At 45.6% G+C, this 18,430-nt stretch carries 9 protein-coding genes; 1 reads left to right on the top strand and 8 read right to left on the bottom strand.

Annotation, left to right across the window (positions count from 1 at the left end; all coding sequences use genetic code 11):
• Positions 1-63: 63 nt before the first annotated feature.
• From H582_RS0108085 to H582_RS30835, 8 genes are all read right to left on the bottom strand, one after another.
• Positions 64-7,233: a leucine-rich repeat protein gene (locus H582_RS0108085; protein WP_084136868.1), complete on the bottom strand. Its 7,170-nt coding sequence runs from the start codon at positions 7,231-7,233 to the stop codon at positions 64-66.
• A gap of 218 nt (positions 7,234-7,451) precedes the next feature.
• Positions 7,452-8,519: an ArsR/SmtB family transcription factor gene (locus H582_RS29920; protein ID WP_052333072.1), complete on the bottom strand. Its 1,068-nt coding sequence runs from the start codon at positions 8,517-8,519 to the stop codon at positions 7,452-7,454.
• Positions 8,520-8,594: 75 nt separating this feature from the next.
• Complete coding sequence (locus H582_RS33120) at positions 8,595-8,726, bottom strand: hypothetical protein (RefSeq protein ID WP_255309753.1); 132 nt, start codon at positions 8,724-8,726, stop codon at positions 8,595-8,597.
• A gap of 306 nt (positions 8,727-9,032) precedes the next feature.
• A complete protein-coding gene (locus H582_RS31690) occupies positions 9,033-9,587 on the bottom strand; it encodes a hypothetical protein (RefSeq protein WP_127464535.1) in 555 nt (184 codons plus the stop codon).
• A 2-nt stretch (positions 9,588-9,589) separates the two neighbouring features.
• Positions 9,590-9,835: a hypothetical protein gene (locus H582_RS31695; RefSeq protein ID WP_127464534.1), complete on the bottom strand. Its 246-nt coding sequence runs from the start codon at positions 9,833-9,835 to the stop codon at positions 9,590-9,592.
• A gap of 492 nt (positions 9,836-10,327) precedes the next feature.
• Positions 10,328-10,897, bottom strand: a complete 570-nt coding sequence (locus tag H582_RS30815) for an Imm64 family immunity protein (protein WP_084136871.1) — start codon at positions 10,895-10,897, stop codon at positions 10,328-10,330.
• 15 nt (positions 10,898-10,912) lie between these two features.
• The gene (locus H582_RS31700) at positions 10,913-16,264 is read right to left on the bottom strand and encodes a polymorphic toxin-type HINT domain-containing protein (RefSeq protein WP_127464533.1); all 5,352 of its coding nucleotides are present in this window, start codon (positions 16,262-16,264) and stop codon (positions 10,913-10,915) included.
• 39 nt (positions 16,265-16,303) lie between these two features.
• A complete protein-coding gene (locus H582_RS30835) occupies positions 16,304-17,518 on the bottom strand; it encodes a GBS Bsp-like repeat-containing protein (protein ID WP_084136874.1) in 1,215 nt (404 codons plus the stop codon).
• A 212-nt stretch (positions 17,519-17,730) separates the two neighbouring features.
• On the opposite strand from H582_RS30835, the gene H582_RS0108115 reads away from it, so the two are divergent.
• The gene (locus H582_RS0108115; protein WP_043111102.1) at positions 17,731-18,336 is read left to right on the top strand and encodes a DUF1349 domain-containing protein; all 606 of its coding nucleotides are present in this window, start codon (positions 17,731-17,733) and stop codon (positions 18,334-18,336) included.
• Positions 18,337-18,430 lie beyond the last annotated feature (94 nt).

Raw genomic sequence — 18,430 nt, forward strand, 5'->3', positions numbered from 1 at the left:
ACCACAAGGAGTGTTCTCGCATGTGGTTTTAAACTTAAGTTTCTAATCTATTGGTATTTCAAACTAGCTCAAATCTGATCCGTTCATCAGCTTAGCCTTAAGGAGCCATTGGTACAGGGCTACGGCGGCGAATTCACGGTCAGCCGGGGCGTTGGGCTGATAATAGGTCTTGCCCGAAAGCAAGTAACCGTTCAAGACGCCCGCGTCCGTAAGCTTCTGGATGCTTTCTCTGGCATAAGCGGCCGCATGTGCCAGGTCTGTGTAAGCGACCGTTTGATCGGTCGTCAACTCGATGCCGGCAAGCTTCAATGCCCGCTCCAGGATAACAGCCAGATCCTGACGGGAGACTTTGTCATTTGGCGCGAATTTCCCCTTGCCGATGCCTTGGATCAACCCCGCTTCGCTGGCCGCCGCTACGTCGGCAGCAAACCAGTCGCCTTTTTTTACATCGGTGAAAGCAGCGAGCGCTGTTGACTTCAGACCGAGTGCCCGGACGAGCAAGGCGGTGAATTCGGCGCGGCTCAGGCTGGCATCGGGCGAATAAGTCGTCGCTGATGTACCGTTGATGATCCACTTGCCGGCCAAAGCCTCGATCACGCGAGCGGCGGCGGAGTCGTCGAGATCAGTAAAGTTCACGGTACGAGTCGCCAAGGCGTACACCGAGAAGCCAGGGCGGCTGACGGTCACCTTCGTCGTGCCGTCCGCTTGCTTGCTCAAGATGGAAGCTACGGGAGAGACGGCACCGTCTTCTTCATACAGCACTCCCGCCTCGTCAAGCTCGAAGCTGCCGGGTACAGTGAAGGTTCGGGTGATGAATAGATGGTTCGGGATGTCTACGGGCTTGCGACCGGCTGCAGTTGTCCAGTCGGCCTCAAATGAAACGGGTTGGCCGATCAGTGTGCCATTTCCTAAAGCAGTGACGAAAGCGCTGGAATCAGCAGCCGGCTTGATTTTCAATTCCAGACTGGAATTGGAGGGAGCGAGGCTCATCAGAGACAGCGGCAGAGCAACGGACGATCCGCCAGCGCTGAAGACAACCATGCTCTTCTTCGGCAAGGCTGAGAGCAGTTCGACTTGCCGGCCTGTCATTACAAGCTTGGCCTGCTCCTTGTTGGTCGAGATAACCAAGGATCCAGCGGAATTTCCAGCGGAAGCAATGGCTGCCGTCAAATCGGCGTCCGTGACGGTGACCATCATCATGCCGTCCTGAACGGTTTCGGTGCTTCTGATTGTGTGTTCTGTATTCGAAATAACCGGAGACGGTTGCACGCTTGGAGCCGGCGAGGCCGTCGGAATGCCCGGATCGGACGGAGCCGGTGACGGCGTCGGTGTTGATGACGGTGTCGGTGTTGATGACGGTGTTGATGACGGTGTCGGCGATGGCGTCGGCGTCGGAATATGAGGATTATTGGCATCCTCATCTGAGATCACAGTAACCGTAGGGTCGATTCTGGATTTGTCGAAGGTTGCCCCTTCGGCATACCGGATCGTTCCTTTACCCGTGACTTTTCCATTTACGACCAGTTCGCCGGACAAGAATAACACTTCATCTTCTGGAATGATCAGGCTGCCGTCTACGATCAGCTTGCCATAGATCGAGGTGGAAACCTGAGCGTGGTTCGGATTAAGCTCAGCTCTCGTCGAGCGATCGGTCGTGATGGTCGCCACTGCTTCTGCCGGTACGATGGAGCTGTCCAGAGTCGGAATGGTCGTGCTTCCGTCCCATTTCAGAGCCGGGAGCCGCTCCAGTGTATTGAACTTGACAAGGTCTTCCCGTTGCGAGTTCAGGACGACGGAGAGCTGCGCATCGTTGGAGAAGGTTCTCCATCCGAACGCATCGACCGAGCCGCCGAGTCTAGCTTCCTTGACTTGATTGAAAGCCCTAGAGCCTAAATAGCGAACGGAATTCGGGATGGCGACGGAGGTCAAGCCGCTGTTGGAGAAGGCCTCATCCCCAATGTAGACCAATGAATCGGGCAGGTCGACCGAAGTCAATGCTTTTGCTCCCGAGAAGCCGCCGCGGTTGATCGCCGTAATCGAGTTCCCCATGACGATTTTCTTCAGGTTGTTCATAGCGGCGAACTGATACTCATTCACGAAGGTCGGACCGGCAGGAACCGTAATTTCCGTTTCTTTGATGCCGGCAAAGGCGCTGTCGTCAGCCCATTCGATGGATTGGGGAATTTCCAGATCGACGCCCCCATTATAGCCGGGCTCTTGCTGGCCGGAATAACCGAGCGCCTGGAAGCCCACTTCTTTCAGCTTTTTCGGATAGTTGAAGCTCTTCAGGTACAGATTCTGATCAAAGGCGCGCTCCCCGATGATTTCAATCGTATCCGGAAGCACGATCTTGGTCAAAGTCGGAACGCCCTTGGTCAGAAATGCCGCGATAGAGGTTACGGTATACGTCAAATTGTTTCCGCTGTCGGTTGCTTGCTCTGGAATGAACAGCTCCGATACCGTCTTGTTGTCAAGCGCTTGGACCTCGGCCGTCGTGTCGCTGGTCGGGCGGTAGAGGATGCCATCCGCCAGGAACAGTCCCGGAACATAATCAGCGAATTCGGAACCGCCGACGGTAATGGAAGCCGAATAGTTGCTACGGCGTATTTGCCGTGCCACCGTTTTATTGGCGGCGATCACATTCGTCTTCGCGCCGATGAAGGCATCCCGGTCAATCCGCAAGGCGTTGGCTCCAACCAGAATCGAATTGGAGGTCAGTCCCCTGAAGGCTTTCTCCCCCATCACCTGCACGGAATCGGGAACGATGACATCCGCCAGTTTCGCATTGAGATCCGAATAAGCAAAAGCTTCAATTCGGGTAACCGTAGACGGAATGGTCACGGAGGTCAGCTTGGATAATTGGAAGGCGCTGGGTCCGATAGCTTCAAGCCCTTGCGGCAGCTCAATGCTCGTAATTCCGGAGCCGTAGAAAGCTGCCCTCGGAATTCGCTTGAGGTCTCCGGGCAACCGGATTTCGCTCAACTTGGACGTGTTGATAAAAGCATTTTCTCCAATGCCCTTGACTCCGTCAGGCAGATGCACCTTGGTCACCGAAGTCATCCCAAGCGCGCTATAGCCGAGCTCCTGAAAACCAGGATTGAGGATGACTTCCGTCAGCTTCTGATTGCCGGCGAAGGCATAGCGGCCGATGAATTTTACATTCTTTGGAATGTTGATCTCTGCGTTGCCCAGCCAGGAGAAAGCCTCGTCATCGATTCGCTCTACGGAATCGGGAAGAATGACCTTGGTCAGCTTGAAGGCAGAGTTGAAGGCTTGTTCCCCGATGATCTTGACTCCGTCGGGAACGATGACACGTTCTACATTCGAGGCAAAGTAGAAAGCGCGGTATCCGATGGAGGTAAGGCTGTATTCCTCCCCGCCATGCTCGATGGCTTTCGGCAGGATGATTTCTCCCTTTTTGTCGGGATAACGAGCCACAAAGGATGTAGGGTCTACCGTCTGATCTGCGATCAGCTGCACCTCGTGATGGCCGGTTACCCGATAATCAAGGCCGTCAGCTCGAAACACCTCGTTCAGATTGGCGACAATCTGGGCATGGTTGCCCGCTACGGACAAATTGCCGTGCTGGCTGTCGTTGATATAGTTGGGCGGGGTTAAATTTTCATCCGTCTCTGTCATTCCTGTCCCATCCGGCAGCTCGGTATCGACATACAGCTTTGTTGTCGCTTTGAGGCCAGTGCCGGTCATAGCGGTAACGACAGCGATCCCCTTCGACTTGGCGGAAAATGTTCCGTCCTGGCCGATCGTTCCGACTGCTTCGTCATCCACGGACCAGAAGACCGGATTGTTGCTGAATTTATCTGGCTTTACCGTGGCGTGAAGCTTGACGGCGGCACCCGCTTTCACGCTCTGCGCCGGGTCCATGACAATGGTTTGCGGACCGAATTCAACATAATCAATACTGTAATTGGAAGCATAATCGTACGTATAAATAGCGATTTTTCCAGGATTGTAGCCTTTGCCCTGCATGTATTCGGCTAGGTTGCTGATGTCCACCCTCACCGTGATGTCTGACCCGTCTTGCTCCGGAATGTAATTGTCGAGAGCGTAAATATGTCCCGAGGTGTCGGTGAACATGAGATACTTGATATTCTGATTATCGGCAACATTCAATTCCAGATAGGTCTTGCCGTTTTCGGCGTAGGTCGTCGCGCTTGTGATCGAGGGGGCAGTGTTGTCGATCGTGAAGGGAAGGACCAGCTTCTGGATCGTAGTACCGCCCGCTATCGTAGCCTTAATGGTGTAATTCAGCTTCGTATTTTCCGGAACCGGCTTGCCGTTTTTGTCTTTCCCATCCCAAGCGTTCTTGGGAGAGGTCGTCGTGAAGCTGCCGCCGTTGGCGTAAAAATAGGTTTTGCGGGCAGATCCATATTCTTCGTGCCAGTATTCGGTCTTCCCGTCCTCACTGGTTACGGAGAAGTTCATGTTCTCCGCATTTCGAAGCAGGCTGATCCGAGAGGATAATCGGCCGCCATCGGCTAGAACCGTGGAGAAGGCAAGCTTGTCCGTAAACGTTTTGGGAGTAGCCGCCTGGTTCTCGCCCAGCAGCCGTCCTACCAGACCATAGATGTCTTGATTGATCAGAGCGGTGTAGGCAGGAGACATCGGCATTCCGGCATACGGGGGAAGGTCAAAGATCGCCGGCTGATCCCAGTCGCCGTAATAGCCAAGAAACGGCAACGAGAGGTTGATTCCCTGCTCTTCCTGGCTCTCTAGCTGGACGAAGCCTTCCACATAGATGCCATTTTTGAATTGCTGCTGAAGCTCTTGTTTGACAGTATCGGATAGCGCAAGCGTTAGGGATACGTCCTTCTTGCCATGCGGCGGAACGGTGACCGCCTGGTCGCCGCTGACGACGATCTCCTCGGTCCGAAGCGTTCTCGGAGCCGTATCGAGGTAGATGCCACTTTTCACCTTGCCGGTCAGCGCAGTTGAATATACGGCGTAGGTCACCGTACGATCCGACGTATTGTTCACCGTGAAATGAATCGAATAAATCCCGTTCTCGCTCTCGCCTACCTCTGCCTTGGGGCGCTCCCCGTCGACGGTTAGATAAGCGGGAGAATGGACTGCCTTGAAGACATTGACCAGTCCGGCACCTTGCTGTCGGACCGGATAATAGTCACCGGAAGCATTCTTGATTGGAGACGCCGTGCTCATCTCAAGATTGGTGATCAGCTTCGCCTTTCCCTCGGAGCTGAGGTCGCTGAACTGCGGATTCTCGTTTAAATATTGGCGGATCAACGCCGATACGCCGGCCAGATGCGGCGTTGCCATGGACGTGCCGCTCATAAGCTGATATTTGTTGCCATTCATGCTGGAATAGATATTTCCTCCTGGAGCGGTGATCTCCGGCTTGATCTTCAGATCGGGAGACGGACCGATCGACGAGAAGGATGAGATCAATCCACCGCCTGGGTTCTCGATGATGGATTCATTGGTTTTGGAGAGGTATATCGTCATGGGATTTGCATTCGCCAGAACTTCCCCGGCGTTCTGCGCTACCCCGACAAGGGGGATGATATTGCTGTTCATTACAGCAGGAGTAACGATCGCTCCGGGTTCATTATTCACGACAATGACAGCAACGGCTCCGGCTGCTTTCGCGTTCACGGCCTTTTGCTCAAAGGTAAGCTCCTTGCCGCCACCCCGATTGATGACCACAGCTTTTCCCTTTACATCCACGCCCTGATAGTCTTCCATGAATCCAAACTTATCCAAGACGACATAGTCCAGCTTCTTGTCGTTGAACGTATTCGTAATTGGGAGCTGAGCATTCGTATTGGCATTCACGACATCGGCATAGGGAATCTTCACGCCGCCGATGTAGGTTGCCAAGGTGACGCTCGCTTCGCCTTCAGTCCCGTATGTGGCGTCAGTTACGCCGACAACCATATATTTGGACGAGAACATGACGTTTTCCGAGCTTGCTACGGACAGAGCGGAACGGACTGTGGATGGACTGCCGACGATTGCGGTGTCCGGATTATCGGCCGTATTCAGATTGAGGCCGGTCGTGTTGGAGACCGAAGACGAGCTGTCATTGCCGGCAGCGATGTCCAAATTGATGCCGGCAGCGATGACACTGGAGTAAACATCGTCCATATCCTGATCGCCGGTCGAGCGGAAGCCTGCCGCTGCGCCAAGGCTCATATTGATGGTGTCGGCTCCGAGGGCGATGGCATCCTCAAGGCCTTCGAGGATGATGTCATCCGAGGTAGAGCCGTTCCCATCCGAGAATACCTTCATCATCATCAGCTGGGCATCTGGAGCGACTCCCTTGAAAGCCTTGCTGGGGTCAGTCTGGCTGGCCGTATTGTTTCCGGCGATAATGCCGGCCACGTGAGTGCCGTGATCCATCCCGCCGCGAACATTCGTATCCTTGTTCGCATAGTCGAATGCGAATGGAACTTTGTCGCTGACATAGGTCTTGTTGCCGCCAATGTCAGCCAGCTTCGAGGCTTGCAGAACCTTGCCGCTGATGAGCTCGGCAATCTTGTCTCTCGAATACTTCAGCGACGAAGCATCGGGCATTGTTTTGAAGGCTTCATGCTCTGTGTCCAGCCCGCTGTCGAGAATAGCGACAACAGTGTTCTTTCCCGTATAGCCGGTGGAATGGACCAGATCAGCGCCGATCATGCCTGAACTGTAGGCATCCTGCAGGGACGGAGAGACGTAGGCGGTCGTGTCGGGCAGCGCATAAGTGGCCACCTCAAAAACGGAACTCACGCCTTCGATCCGCATCACGTTTTCAATTGACTTGCGAGGCAATTCAACGGAGAAGCCGTTCAGAGCGACTGTGTACTGGACAGAGTCGACGAACGAGGCGCCGGCGATTTTGCTGGCAATCGCGCTCTTCACTATTTTCTGCTCGTTCGCCATCAAGTCCTTCTCTCGCTGCGCTGCATCGCTCTGGATGTATTGCGATGGCGACAGCTCTGTGCTTGACAGGGAGTACTGGTCGATCAGCGACTTCTGCTTCAGCTTGACAATAACTTTAACTTGCTCATTCGGGTCGAGCATTCCCTCTATCTTGGCTGCTTGCTCAGCCAAATGAGAAAGATCAAGATCGGGCTTGCTCAGTTCCGCTGTGAGGACAAGACTTTTGGAGTCAGATAATCTCACGTCGCTTGCATAAGTCAACGATTGAAAGGGAAAAAGCAGAAGAGCAAAAAAGGAAAACAATGATCTCTTCCATCTAGCGTTAGACATTGTGCCAGCACCTCCTATTTAGTTTAGGAAAGTATAGCATCGACCTCCCTATAGTTCAATATGTTTCTAATTTATCATTAGACAACGGTCTAACAAATGAGCATGAAAAGAAACATCCTGCGATGCTTCTAGTAGAATGTCGATATTCAAGGAGAGCAGGCGGATGAAAAAGATGTCGCGAAATGCGAACAGAGGAAACGCCCGGCGGAAATATAGCTTCAGAAGAATACTCGTCTCAGGGACTCAAGCAGGTTTTGGACGACTTCGTGGTTCACTTTGTAGTCGATCCGCGTTCCATCCTTATATACATTGACCAGTCCTTCGTTGACCAGGTTGTTCATATGATGGGAGACCGTCGCCGGAGTAAGATTCAATAGAGAAGCGATATCCTTTCCGCACATCGGCCCCTTCTTCAGTTCGCGCAAGATGCCGATCCGGTTGTTTTCCCCGATCGCCTTAAGTTGGCTGACGATCAATTTGTCATTGTTGCCGAACGTCTTGATCAGATCGCCTATCCTGTCATACAGGACCCCAATGAACACATAGATGCGGTTGGAGTACTCGTCATCGAATAGCTTGACGGCATTAAAACAAGTGACGGAAGGAATTCGAATCACTTCTTTGTCTTTCGTATCGCCAAGAATGCTGGAGACGAGTTGGTTGCAACTGTCCGAGTGGATGTCGATCCCGGAGTAACGACGGTAGAGCTCTTCATGATTCATGTACTCGCCTTCAACCTTGGCGATCAACTCAAGCAATTGATCCGTGATCTGCTTTGCATAATGGAGGAGGAGGATGCTTATCCAGCGTTTGTGATTGGAGGTCGGGAACCTGCGCAGGTATTCCACGATATCGTGGACGCTGTTGAGCGGCTTGAAGTTATCGAATTCGTCCGATATGACCTGCGAAATGACAAATTTGCGTTTTACAAGTTCTACCTGGTCAAGCTGCTCTTCATCCGAAAATGGGTTGCCTGCTTGAGCAAAAAGATACAAATAGAAGGCAGGAGAGAAGTCAGCGGGCGACTCCACGTAAAAGAATTGATTGAAGTCCGACACGAATGAAGGAGCTTCGTAGTCGTTCAAAAACCCTTTTTTAGCCTTTTCGTAGGCTGAAGTTAGGCTTGTCGTCTCATCCTCGAAGCTGTCGATCGGGATATTATATTTCGTTGAAATCTCCTGCATGAGGATGGACGGGGAATTGCTGCTAAGATTAAGGTCCAGATAAAACTTCTCCAGCATGAAGATCGTATCGACATGAAGGCCTAATGAAAAATTGGGATTCACCGTGCCAATTCTTCCTCTCCGATTAGGATTTTTATCGTTCTTCGCGATGCCGTGCCTGTGGATCGCTTTGCTTGATTATTCATTGTAGGCCCGAGCAAACATTTTTTCAATAGATCGCTGAACGCGCACCGGCTCGCGCACGCCCGGCGTCTTTTCATCGATGTAGTCCTTGCGGCTCCCCGGCAGCGGCTTTGTCTGGATGGGCATATGAAAAAACCTCCTCGCGTTTGTGGAATATCCGCTAGGAGGCTGGAGAGCAAAAAAAGTCGTGCTCGCGCATCGTTCCGTGACGGCTCGCCCGCGAGCCGGTATTTTGATATTGTGAAATAGCTAAGAAAGATTATTACTGCAAAGGGTATAACATTTAAGCATGTAGCTATGCGTACGCTATTTTTATTGAATTTATTACGGTAATGAAAAGGGTTAAGCATTTCAAATGTAACGCCCAACTCATTCCGCTGGGTAGGACTAGAAAGAAAGATCTTGAGGATCGCCCCCAAGGTCAAAGCAAAGTTATTCAAATTGTTGAAGGAAACTAGGTATCCAATCAGTTTTAGAATTATATTGCCTCTGATTAGTCTCCCATTGCTCTAAGAATTGAGATTTGCTTGAACTCCAGTCGGGGAATTTCAATTTGAAGGTAGATACAAACAACCCCTCTCCACCTAAAAGTGCATGTTCTTCATGTGAGATAATTACGCCCCACTTACCATTAGAAGAATAAATGGCATTTTCTAAAGGTAGCGTTAAATTGCAATAATCATTGTAACTTGTGTTAGCGTCTATTACCCAATGCCCCTGTTGATAGCCCTGTTCATTAGAAGGCTTTGAAAAGCAATCCCCCTCAATTTCAGAGATAATGAATATATTTTCATTAATTGAAAGGATTGCACTCATAAGTGCATTATATTGCTTTTCATTAAGATAATAACCATCGGTTGGAAACAAGATAATTTTTTGTTCAACTTCATTTGCAAATACAGATTCAAAGGGGTTTTTATTTTTGAATACTTTTTGAAACACCTTTTCCAGTTCAGGAATACTATCTAGATTCACTTTTTTTATCATAATTAGTTCTCCGGTAAAAATTTAATCTTTCTAACACCACCTACACCATTTACGTCAATTGTTGGCGGACCTGATTTAGAATCCGCCCTATACGCAAACGTTACTCCATTCGCATCTTCACCGACGTATGTGCCTGGTTTTACTTCCTTGAAATCTTTCACTTGTGCCTTGAAGAAATCAAAGGCATCCTTTGCGTCACCATAAATTTTTCCAATATCACTTTGGTCTGCCTTAGCAAGTTTCTTCAAGTCATCGTAACTTACTTTACCCCAACAAGCATTATGTGTCCAAACGCCTAAATTGGAAACAAAGTACGTGTGGGGTCTCTGACTTTACCCAACCTTTGCCGACAATCCAGAACGGATGCTCGTCAGTTGTCGTAATGACTTCGTCGCCAACGATAATATTATACGTTTCTTCAACGTCACGTTGGAAGAGCCATTCGACTTTCTTATTTGCGGCTCAAATTAGAAAAACCGCAAGAAAGCGAAGATAACAATAACCAGGTCATTCATGATGGTATCTGACCATAATGAACCTGTAATATGTAACGCTAAAGCGTCACTAAGGTAAAAAAATTCAAGTATTTATGTGCGTACAAGCATATTAGAGGAATATCATCCGAGGGTGATGAGGGTTAAGTTCGTTCAGGACGTGCCGCCCGATTCATTCGGCACTGGATGGGGGTAAAAGAAAAACCTTGAAGGAGCATTCCCTCAAGGTCTTTGAATTGGTTAATGTTATCGTTCAGTCAGTCCATTGATATGCCAATTACTCTTTCTTATGCTCAAACTAGCTTTCGACAAATCAGGTAAAAATGAAAGCGAATAATTTTCCGGCTTAAATTCATGTGGAGATAACTCAATTTCGGCTTCATGGTCACAAATAGCATAATCAAATTTCAGTATCGGGTAAATTTCCTCAATGAAATCGATTATACTGTTAGTGGCTTTCTCCAAAGTTTGCATTGAATAATTTGGCAACAACTTTTCTTCGTCTAATGATAAAAGAATTCCCCAATAATCCTCATGTTTATCAATCTTTATTTCCGCACTTAAACGTGCGTACTGAAACAAATCAAAACATAGTTGAATTTGTCCGTAAAAAGACATACTTATTTCCCCAAGAATCGTGTCATTAACTAGTGGATTATCCAATTCAGTCCAATTATCACCATCCGCATCCTCGCAATATTTTACAAATTCAATTTGACTATTTCTTTCTTTCATTAAATCGAGTATCTTCTTAATCCTGTCCTCAATGTTCGATGAATCACTATAAACTAAACCAATGTTTATGTTACTTCCCAAATGTCATCCTCCTCATTATTTTGTAAATAAAACCTGACCGTTGTTCTTATGGAATTCAACCTGAGCATCGCTAAACTTCCAACCGCCAACATAGTTACCATTCAAATCAGTATATGCCCCTAGTCCAGTATTCTTATCATAATAGACATATACATCATTTCCTCTATATTTGGATTTCCAAACATTTGATGCACCTTGAATATGTTTTTCTATTGCTTGTTGATATGACGCCCACCCGGCTTTGTTAGAGTTTCCGTTAATCCCAAAGTCTTTAGCATGTTTCCACTCATGCTGTAACTTTTGAGTCGTAAATGAAGTTACCGGAAGACACTCAATATTATGAACCCAAATCCCTAAACTGCTTACAAAATACGTATGGAAATCGGCAACAGTAAAGTTATAGACCTTTATTTTCTCATCGTGATGTACAATTTCAATGTTGTCAATTTTTAGATGATTTCCGTTACTTTGTACTAACTCATCGCCCACCGTCAAATCAACAGCAAGTACCCAACCCTTTCCATCTACCCAAAATGGATGATTGTCAGTAGCCTCAATAATTTGATTTCCCACCGACAACTTATAGGTAGTGTCTTTCTCATTACGATGAAGGGCAGTGACTTCCTTATAATCCTGTTGGCCTGTTACTTCATCCTTCGAGAGAACCCTATCTCCGACTTCAATGTCTTCGATATTCTTCTCCCCTTCGTCTGTAATAACTTTTGTTCCTGCGGTAAAGCAATTACAAGCAGAAACAATCTTCCCGCCTATTTTCACTTCGCTGCCTAACAATTTAACACCTTTTGCTGCGACTTTGCCTCCTGGAACAATCCCTGCTAGTCCAATTACTCTATCGGCAACACTAAGGTTCTCTCCGGTCACTAAGTTTGTACCTGTTAAGGCTTCTTGTACACTTTTCACCCCACCTACAACTGGGATAAAATCAAGTGCACAATCCCCGACATCCCCCCAACTTTTAAAACCACAATGGCCTGTCGGATCAGTATAAATTAATGGATTATTGTATACATACGTGTACAAATTCAAGGTAAGCGGATTATTGAATTGACCTTCAAAGGTATCCTCACTCATAAACCGCCCCATACTTGGATCATACCAACGAGCTCTCAAATATTGAAGCTCCGTTGTTGAATCCCAAAATTCACCCGAGTATCGGAATGGATTTGCCACTTGCTCGGACACCGATAACGGATTTCCCCACATATCATAGCTGTAACGGTTAATTAGCGCACCAGTACTACTCCGAAGTTCTGTCACATCACCATGACCATTATAGTAATAAAAATGTTTTGTGGTACCACTCAAACGAGCAATAAGCTGTTTCCCACGAATATATTGAGCAACCGGTGTGATGGTGGTTCCGTTAACCGTAGCTTCCGCAATGATTTGATCGCCATCATAATAGTACCGACGAGTCGATCCATTCTCGGCACGCTCCACCATCAGACCATCGCCATTGTACTTGTAAGCAACGGGAGACTTTCCAACTACCGACGCTCCGGTCAGTTGATTAAACCCATCGTAGCTATAGCTGGCTTCCTGCAGTTTGGGCGCTTGATTGCTCACAAGCGTTTGGCGATTTCCACGCAAATCGTAGACATAGAGCTCATTGAATTCGGTGGACGTTTCAATTCGATTGAGTGAGTCATATCCATACTGGACATTCTTAGATTGCCCCGCCACTAAATCCGTTTTAGAAAGTTGATTCCCATCAGGACTCCATGTATAGGTATGTCGGTTTAAAACCGTCGATGCACCTTGCAACTGAGTCAAGTCGCTTAAATCGTACCCATTGTAATTCATCGTGGTGGATGTTCCATTTTCCAACTTGATGTCTTTTAATAATCCATTCGAATGATAGCCATATTCAGCCATTGCGGTTGTTTCAGTTTGGCCGACCTTTTGAAGCCGGTTGAGTCCGTCGTAGCCGTAGTAGAGCTTTAGACCAAATGGATCCGTCATTGTTTCTCGGAGTCCTTGTTTGTTATACGTATACTGCAATTTTTTTCCGTCTGGATAAGTAGTCGTTTCAAGTACACCAACTCCAGGCGTATAATAATATCCCGTTACACCCGTTCCGTCTGTCATGCTGGTTCTTCTACCTGCGCTATCGTACTGATAGCCGATCGAGTTTCCACCAACTGTTTTGCGTGCTAACCAATTTCGGTTATTGTACTCATAGGTTGTTGTTTGGTAGCCTTTATCAATCAGTTTGGTCACATTTCCGGCTTTATCATAAAGATACTTTTTAGATTTTCCACTTCCATCAGTATGCTGCATCCGACGGCCCAGTTCATCATACTGGCTCGTTTCTACGGTACCATCTGGGTGCGTAATTTTTTTTAAAGCACCTGCCAAAGAATAGCTGTAGGCGGTCTTTTCTCCATTTGGTTGTTTTACTTCTATTAGCCGGTTTAAGGCATCATAAGAATTGATTTTGCTAAAAGTAGAATTCTGTTCTTCAACGGCATTTCCCGCAAAGTCATATCTCCAATATCCGCTTTGCTCAAAGCCTTTACCTTTGTTTTTATCAATCTCCGTTTTAATTTTCTGTCCTAAAATATCAAAAGTAACTCTGGATCTAACTCCCGTTGGATCTTGTATAGTTTGAGTACGTTGAAGATCATCGTAGATCGTTGTGGTGGTTTCACTTTTGGGAGTCGTGGAGGAAATTAACCGATCCCACGCATCATAGGAATAAGTGAAAAATCTATCTTCCGCATCCCCCTCACCGCTTACTCTTCCATAGGAATCATATTGGTAAGATTTCAGCTTTTGGTATCCATTTGGTTTGAATACCCCTTCTTCAATCTTCCAACCAAGCTCGTTCCATCTGAGTTTGCTTTGGACTCCGGTTTCGTCTTTAAGTACCACTTCATTTTGGGCATCATTATAAATTGCTTCTGAAAATGATCCGCCTGGATTAATGATTTTCCTTATTCGTCCATAGGCGTCATACTCATAGTTCGTTCGATTGTCACGGCCATCCTCTACCCAGCTCATCTCACCTGTAGATGTATTGTATTCCGCTTCCGTTATAATCTTCTGAGTGTCTTCAATCGTACTCACGTCAATTGTTTGCTTTCTCAAAAATGCATTGTCGGATCCATAGTTATTAGTTTGAACGATAGAACGATTATCGTCTTGAATTGTCACCTTAGTTGGATTGCCGTAGGAGTCTATTTCATAATTCGTCTTAGATAATACAGTTCCTAATTGATCCTTAAATACTGTTTCCGTAATATCTCCTTGATTATTTCTTGTATATTGCACATTGAGTGCCGATCCATTATTAATTGGTATATTCATAGAGGAAAGCAAATGTGAATTATTATCATACGAATAGGTTGATGTCACTTGATTAGCATTCGTTTGAGATATGACATTCCCGTAATCATCATAAAGGACTGAAGTTTTTTCAGGAGATGATGCTTGTTGCCCTTTATAAAAGGTTTTTGTAGTCTCTTGTGGAATTGAAATTTTCCTGCCTTCATCGTATTTAAAAGTAGAGATAGTCCTTTCATCGCCGGCTGTTGTTGTAATACTTTTCGTGTAGTACACGGATTTGGAATCATTATAAACTTTACGATAATCATATAAAGTATCCACCACTAAGTTATTTTTATTCGACCGGACTGTTGTTCCGAAACTATCAATGTTTCCATTGAAGCTAGATGCCAAATCAGAATGGTAAATATATTCATTAAAATTATAGGTTCCCGAGCTAGTTATATCCTTTCTAGACGTGACTTTGTAAACTTGATCTGTTGAATACATTCCATAGCTTCTTGTCGTAGGAGATGCTTGATAAGTAAATTCTGTGCGTGCACCCGAAGGGTGTTTAATGCTCTTAAGTAAATAATACGGATTATTCACTGGATAATTTAAAGCGTAATTTGTTTCCGCATTCTTATAGTCATAAAAATACTGTGTGTCAGGACCAACCAAATGCGAGACGTCCGTTAAATATGAAGTTGGTTGAAAACTTAAATATGGGAACGGTCTAGTATAGCCCGTAGTCTGAATCGTATATCTTATTTTGTCCGCACCTTTAGTCAACCATATTCCCCAATTATCGTATGTGATTGTTATAGTATTATCTAGAGCATCAGTTATAGTTGAAAGCACTTTCCCATACTTGGAATCGTTAATATAGGAAAATTTAATAGAATTATTATAAGCGTCAGTTATTAGAATTAATCGTCCATCTCCACCAAAGTAATAGCTTTTTTTCTCTTTTGTTCTCAGGACCCTTGAAGATCTCTCATTACCCACAACAATTGAACTTTCCTCAAGCCAGCGGTCTTTCCATGGATACCCTATCAGGGTATTCCCACTAATTTCATAACTCCCCTCAATGCCCATACTTAGATAGCTAGTGTTTGTTTCACTGACTGTTTTAATGAAAGGTATATCCCAAGACCAACCAGATCCAAGAGGATATAACTGCTGTTCGTAGGGTTTGTTACGTGCAATTGTTCTCCAAAAAGAAGTTAGGTTTCCGCCAATATCAAATCTTACGTCAGATCCGGTCCAAGATGCACTTCTGTAAAAGAGACCCCGATAATCCGGACCAGCCCAATTACCAGGGTTAACCGTTGTATTAATGGCTTTACTTGATAGATAACTATTATATGCCATTGCATCTTGTAAAACAGTATATGAACCGTCGTAATTGGGCATTCCTGGTTTAATATTCCCGTTTTCATTAATTGTTCCGTTATTCCATAGATAATATCCTACTAGATGTGTCTCATTATACATGACATTAATTTTATCTGCACTCCACTGAAGTCCCCAATACCCATCTATAGTTGTTGAACAGTTACAATATGGGGCATATTCAGTCTCTTTGTTATAAGCATTGGAGGAAGTTGAACTATAAAAACGTGTAAGAGAAAATGATAAACCGTTACGTCCAGGAAGAGTTAAGTCGGTTTCTTGAACTTGTACATCACCACTCAGAGTGGAAATGGATTCCGTTCCTGAACTTAAAGAATATAAGGATTGGGGCTCTTTTATATTCACCTTTTTGATAGCGTCAATGAGTTGAGGTTCGCGCGATGGTTCGCTCATTATCATCATGGAATTACGCTTATAAGTGTTTGTACTTACAGTTCCTTTTATAAATTCCGGAAAAATCAAGTATACATCTTGAGTGACATATCTTTCACCGTAAACGACATTGATAACAGATTGATTATCAAGATACGTATCACTTTGCACAGTGCTATTAACAGTGGCATCATTGGATTCATTATTTGAAATAGCATCTTTTCCATACACATTATTTAAAGAAAAAACGAATAATAAAACAGACATAAATAATGTAAATGTTTTTTTCATAACCATTCTCCTAAGCTCATATTAGTAATACCGAGAAAATTAATACTCACACAGCTTGGTGCAAATCTCAATAAAAGTAGATGTACTACCTATTGCTCTACTTGTTCCAAATCTATCATATGCGTATATATGAGTTATAATCTGATCCGTTCCTTTTAATACATGATTCTCAATAGTTACCAGCGCCCTCCAGGTAGTCGAGTCCACCTTAACACCATCGATCCATAAGATATCATCTTGACCGTTCTTAGAAGACCAAGTAGGAAACTTCACTGATTTCACATTTTGATCCACATTATTTGCATACACAAAATATGTTTTTTCTAAATTATTACTTGATCCAGGTGTAGATACAGAAACTCTAGATGGAACAACATTTAAGGCAATTCCTTTTATATATTTCCCATCTGCATAAACATGAATGAAATAATTCCCTGTGTTGTTACCATGTTCATCAAACTTAACTGTTCCTCTCCATGTATTTGAATCCATTTTCTCTGCTAATATCCATTTTAAATCGTCTTGACCATTTATTTCAGACCAAGTTGGAATTTCTAGTTTTTTCACAGATGAAGGAACGGACGTAATAACTACATCAAAAGAAGGTGCCGATAGTTCCACATAGGATGAAGAGAGGAACTCGTACGATGTTACTTTTCTTTTTTTAATGACGTTCCCATTACCATCAAATTCATTTGTTATTCCTTCACCTATTTTATTGGATCTATTAATTAATAGATTATTCGCACTATTTGAATAAGACAAACCATCAAACGTAGACTTTAATTCTATGTATTTATCAACCACAACCCATTTTCCATTAGAGATATAGGTTAATCTCCCCATGTAAGTCCCTGCAGAAAGATCATTACTTTTATATTCTCCATTTTTAGTGTAATAATCCGGGGTTACGTTTTTCCAGCCAATTACACTATTCCACAATTCGAGCCGATTTCCCCATGCATTTTGATCAGGATATGCAACTTTCCACTTTAATGAACTGGTGCTAGTTTGAACTACATCTATGACTGGATTTAAAATATTGCTTTGCAATTCAGATTGTACGTTTGCACTACTTGAAACCGCTCTAATGTTATTCCCTAGAGAAGGAGTTGGAGTAGGTGCTGGTGCTGGGTTTTCAACTTTTGAAGGTTTGGATGGTTCGGCTCCAGTGACAATACCATTATTAAGTTGAATTATTACGACAGTAAGTAATAACAAACTCAAACATGACCTTAAAAATTTCCTTCTCATCGACTCTTCCCCTATCCATTTAAATTAGCTCTAAAAGACTAATTTCCGAGCTACTGTATACAAGATAATACATATTTTATTTTTTATCTATGACTTATTATGTCGAATAGAGTAAACATTTGATGATAAATGGATATTTTGATTAATTTGACTTAGGCCTCGTCCTAGATAAAAATTCCTGTTAATATAAATCCATACAAGGAGGGATTTTGTTGAATCAATCCGCTTTAGAGACGTTCAGCTGGCTGAATGAAAGCCGCGTTCAATTCGATTCGGACCGGATCATCCTGCATGCGCCGGAGAAAACCGACTTCTTTTGTCCCCATGGCACGGAGTCCGAAGAAGGGACGCTGCCCGAGAGCCTTCTCAACGCGCCTTTCTACTACACTGAGGTTGCCGGTGATTTCGTCATGCGCGTCAAGGTCGAGCATGATTTTACAAGTCAATACGACTCCGCCTCGATCATGGTCATGAAGGATCTGGACGTCTGGGCGAAGGCCTGCTTCGAGCTGACGGACTTCGGCACGCATGCCGTCGTCAGCGTCGTCACGAATTCGGTATCGGACGATGCGAACGGCTGCGACATCGAGGGGAACTCCGTCTGGCTGCAGGTGGCCCGCACCGGCCCATCCTTCGCGTTTCATTATTCGCTCGACGGCATCCGCTTTTTCATGATGCGGTATTTCAGCCTGCCCGTGGAGGAGACCGTGAAGGTCGGCCTGCTGCCTCAGTGCCCGACCGGATCTGGCGGAGATCGGATTTATTCGGGTTTCTCCCTTGAAAAAAGAACGGTGAAGAACATCCGCGCCGGCCAATAACGGCTGCAGGCGCAAAGGCTCGAACGCCAAAGACCGCATCCCCGAATGAAGGAGATGCGGTCTTTTTTTGCCTTGCCGGCGGTATGCTGTAACG

The organism is Paenibacillus pasadenensis DSM 19293 (genome assembly GCF_000422485.1).
Classification (GTDB): domain Bacteria; phylum Bacillota; class Bacilli; order Paenibacillales; family Paenibacillaceae; genus Paenibacillus_O; species Paenibacillus_O pasadenensis.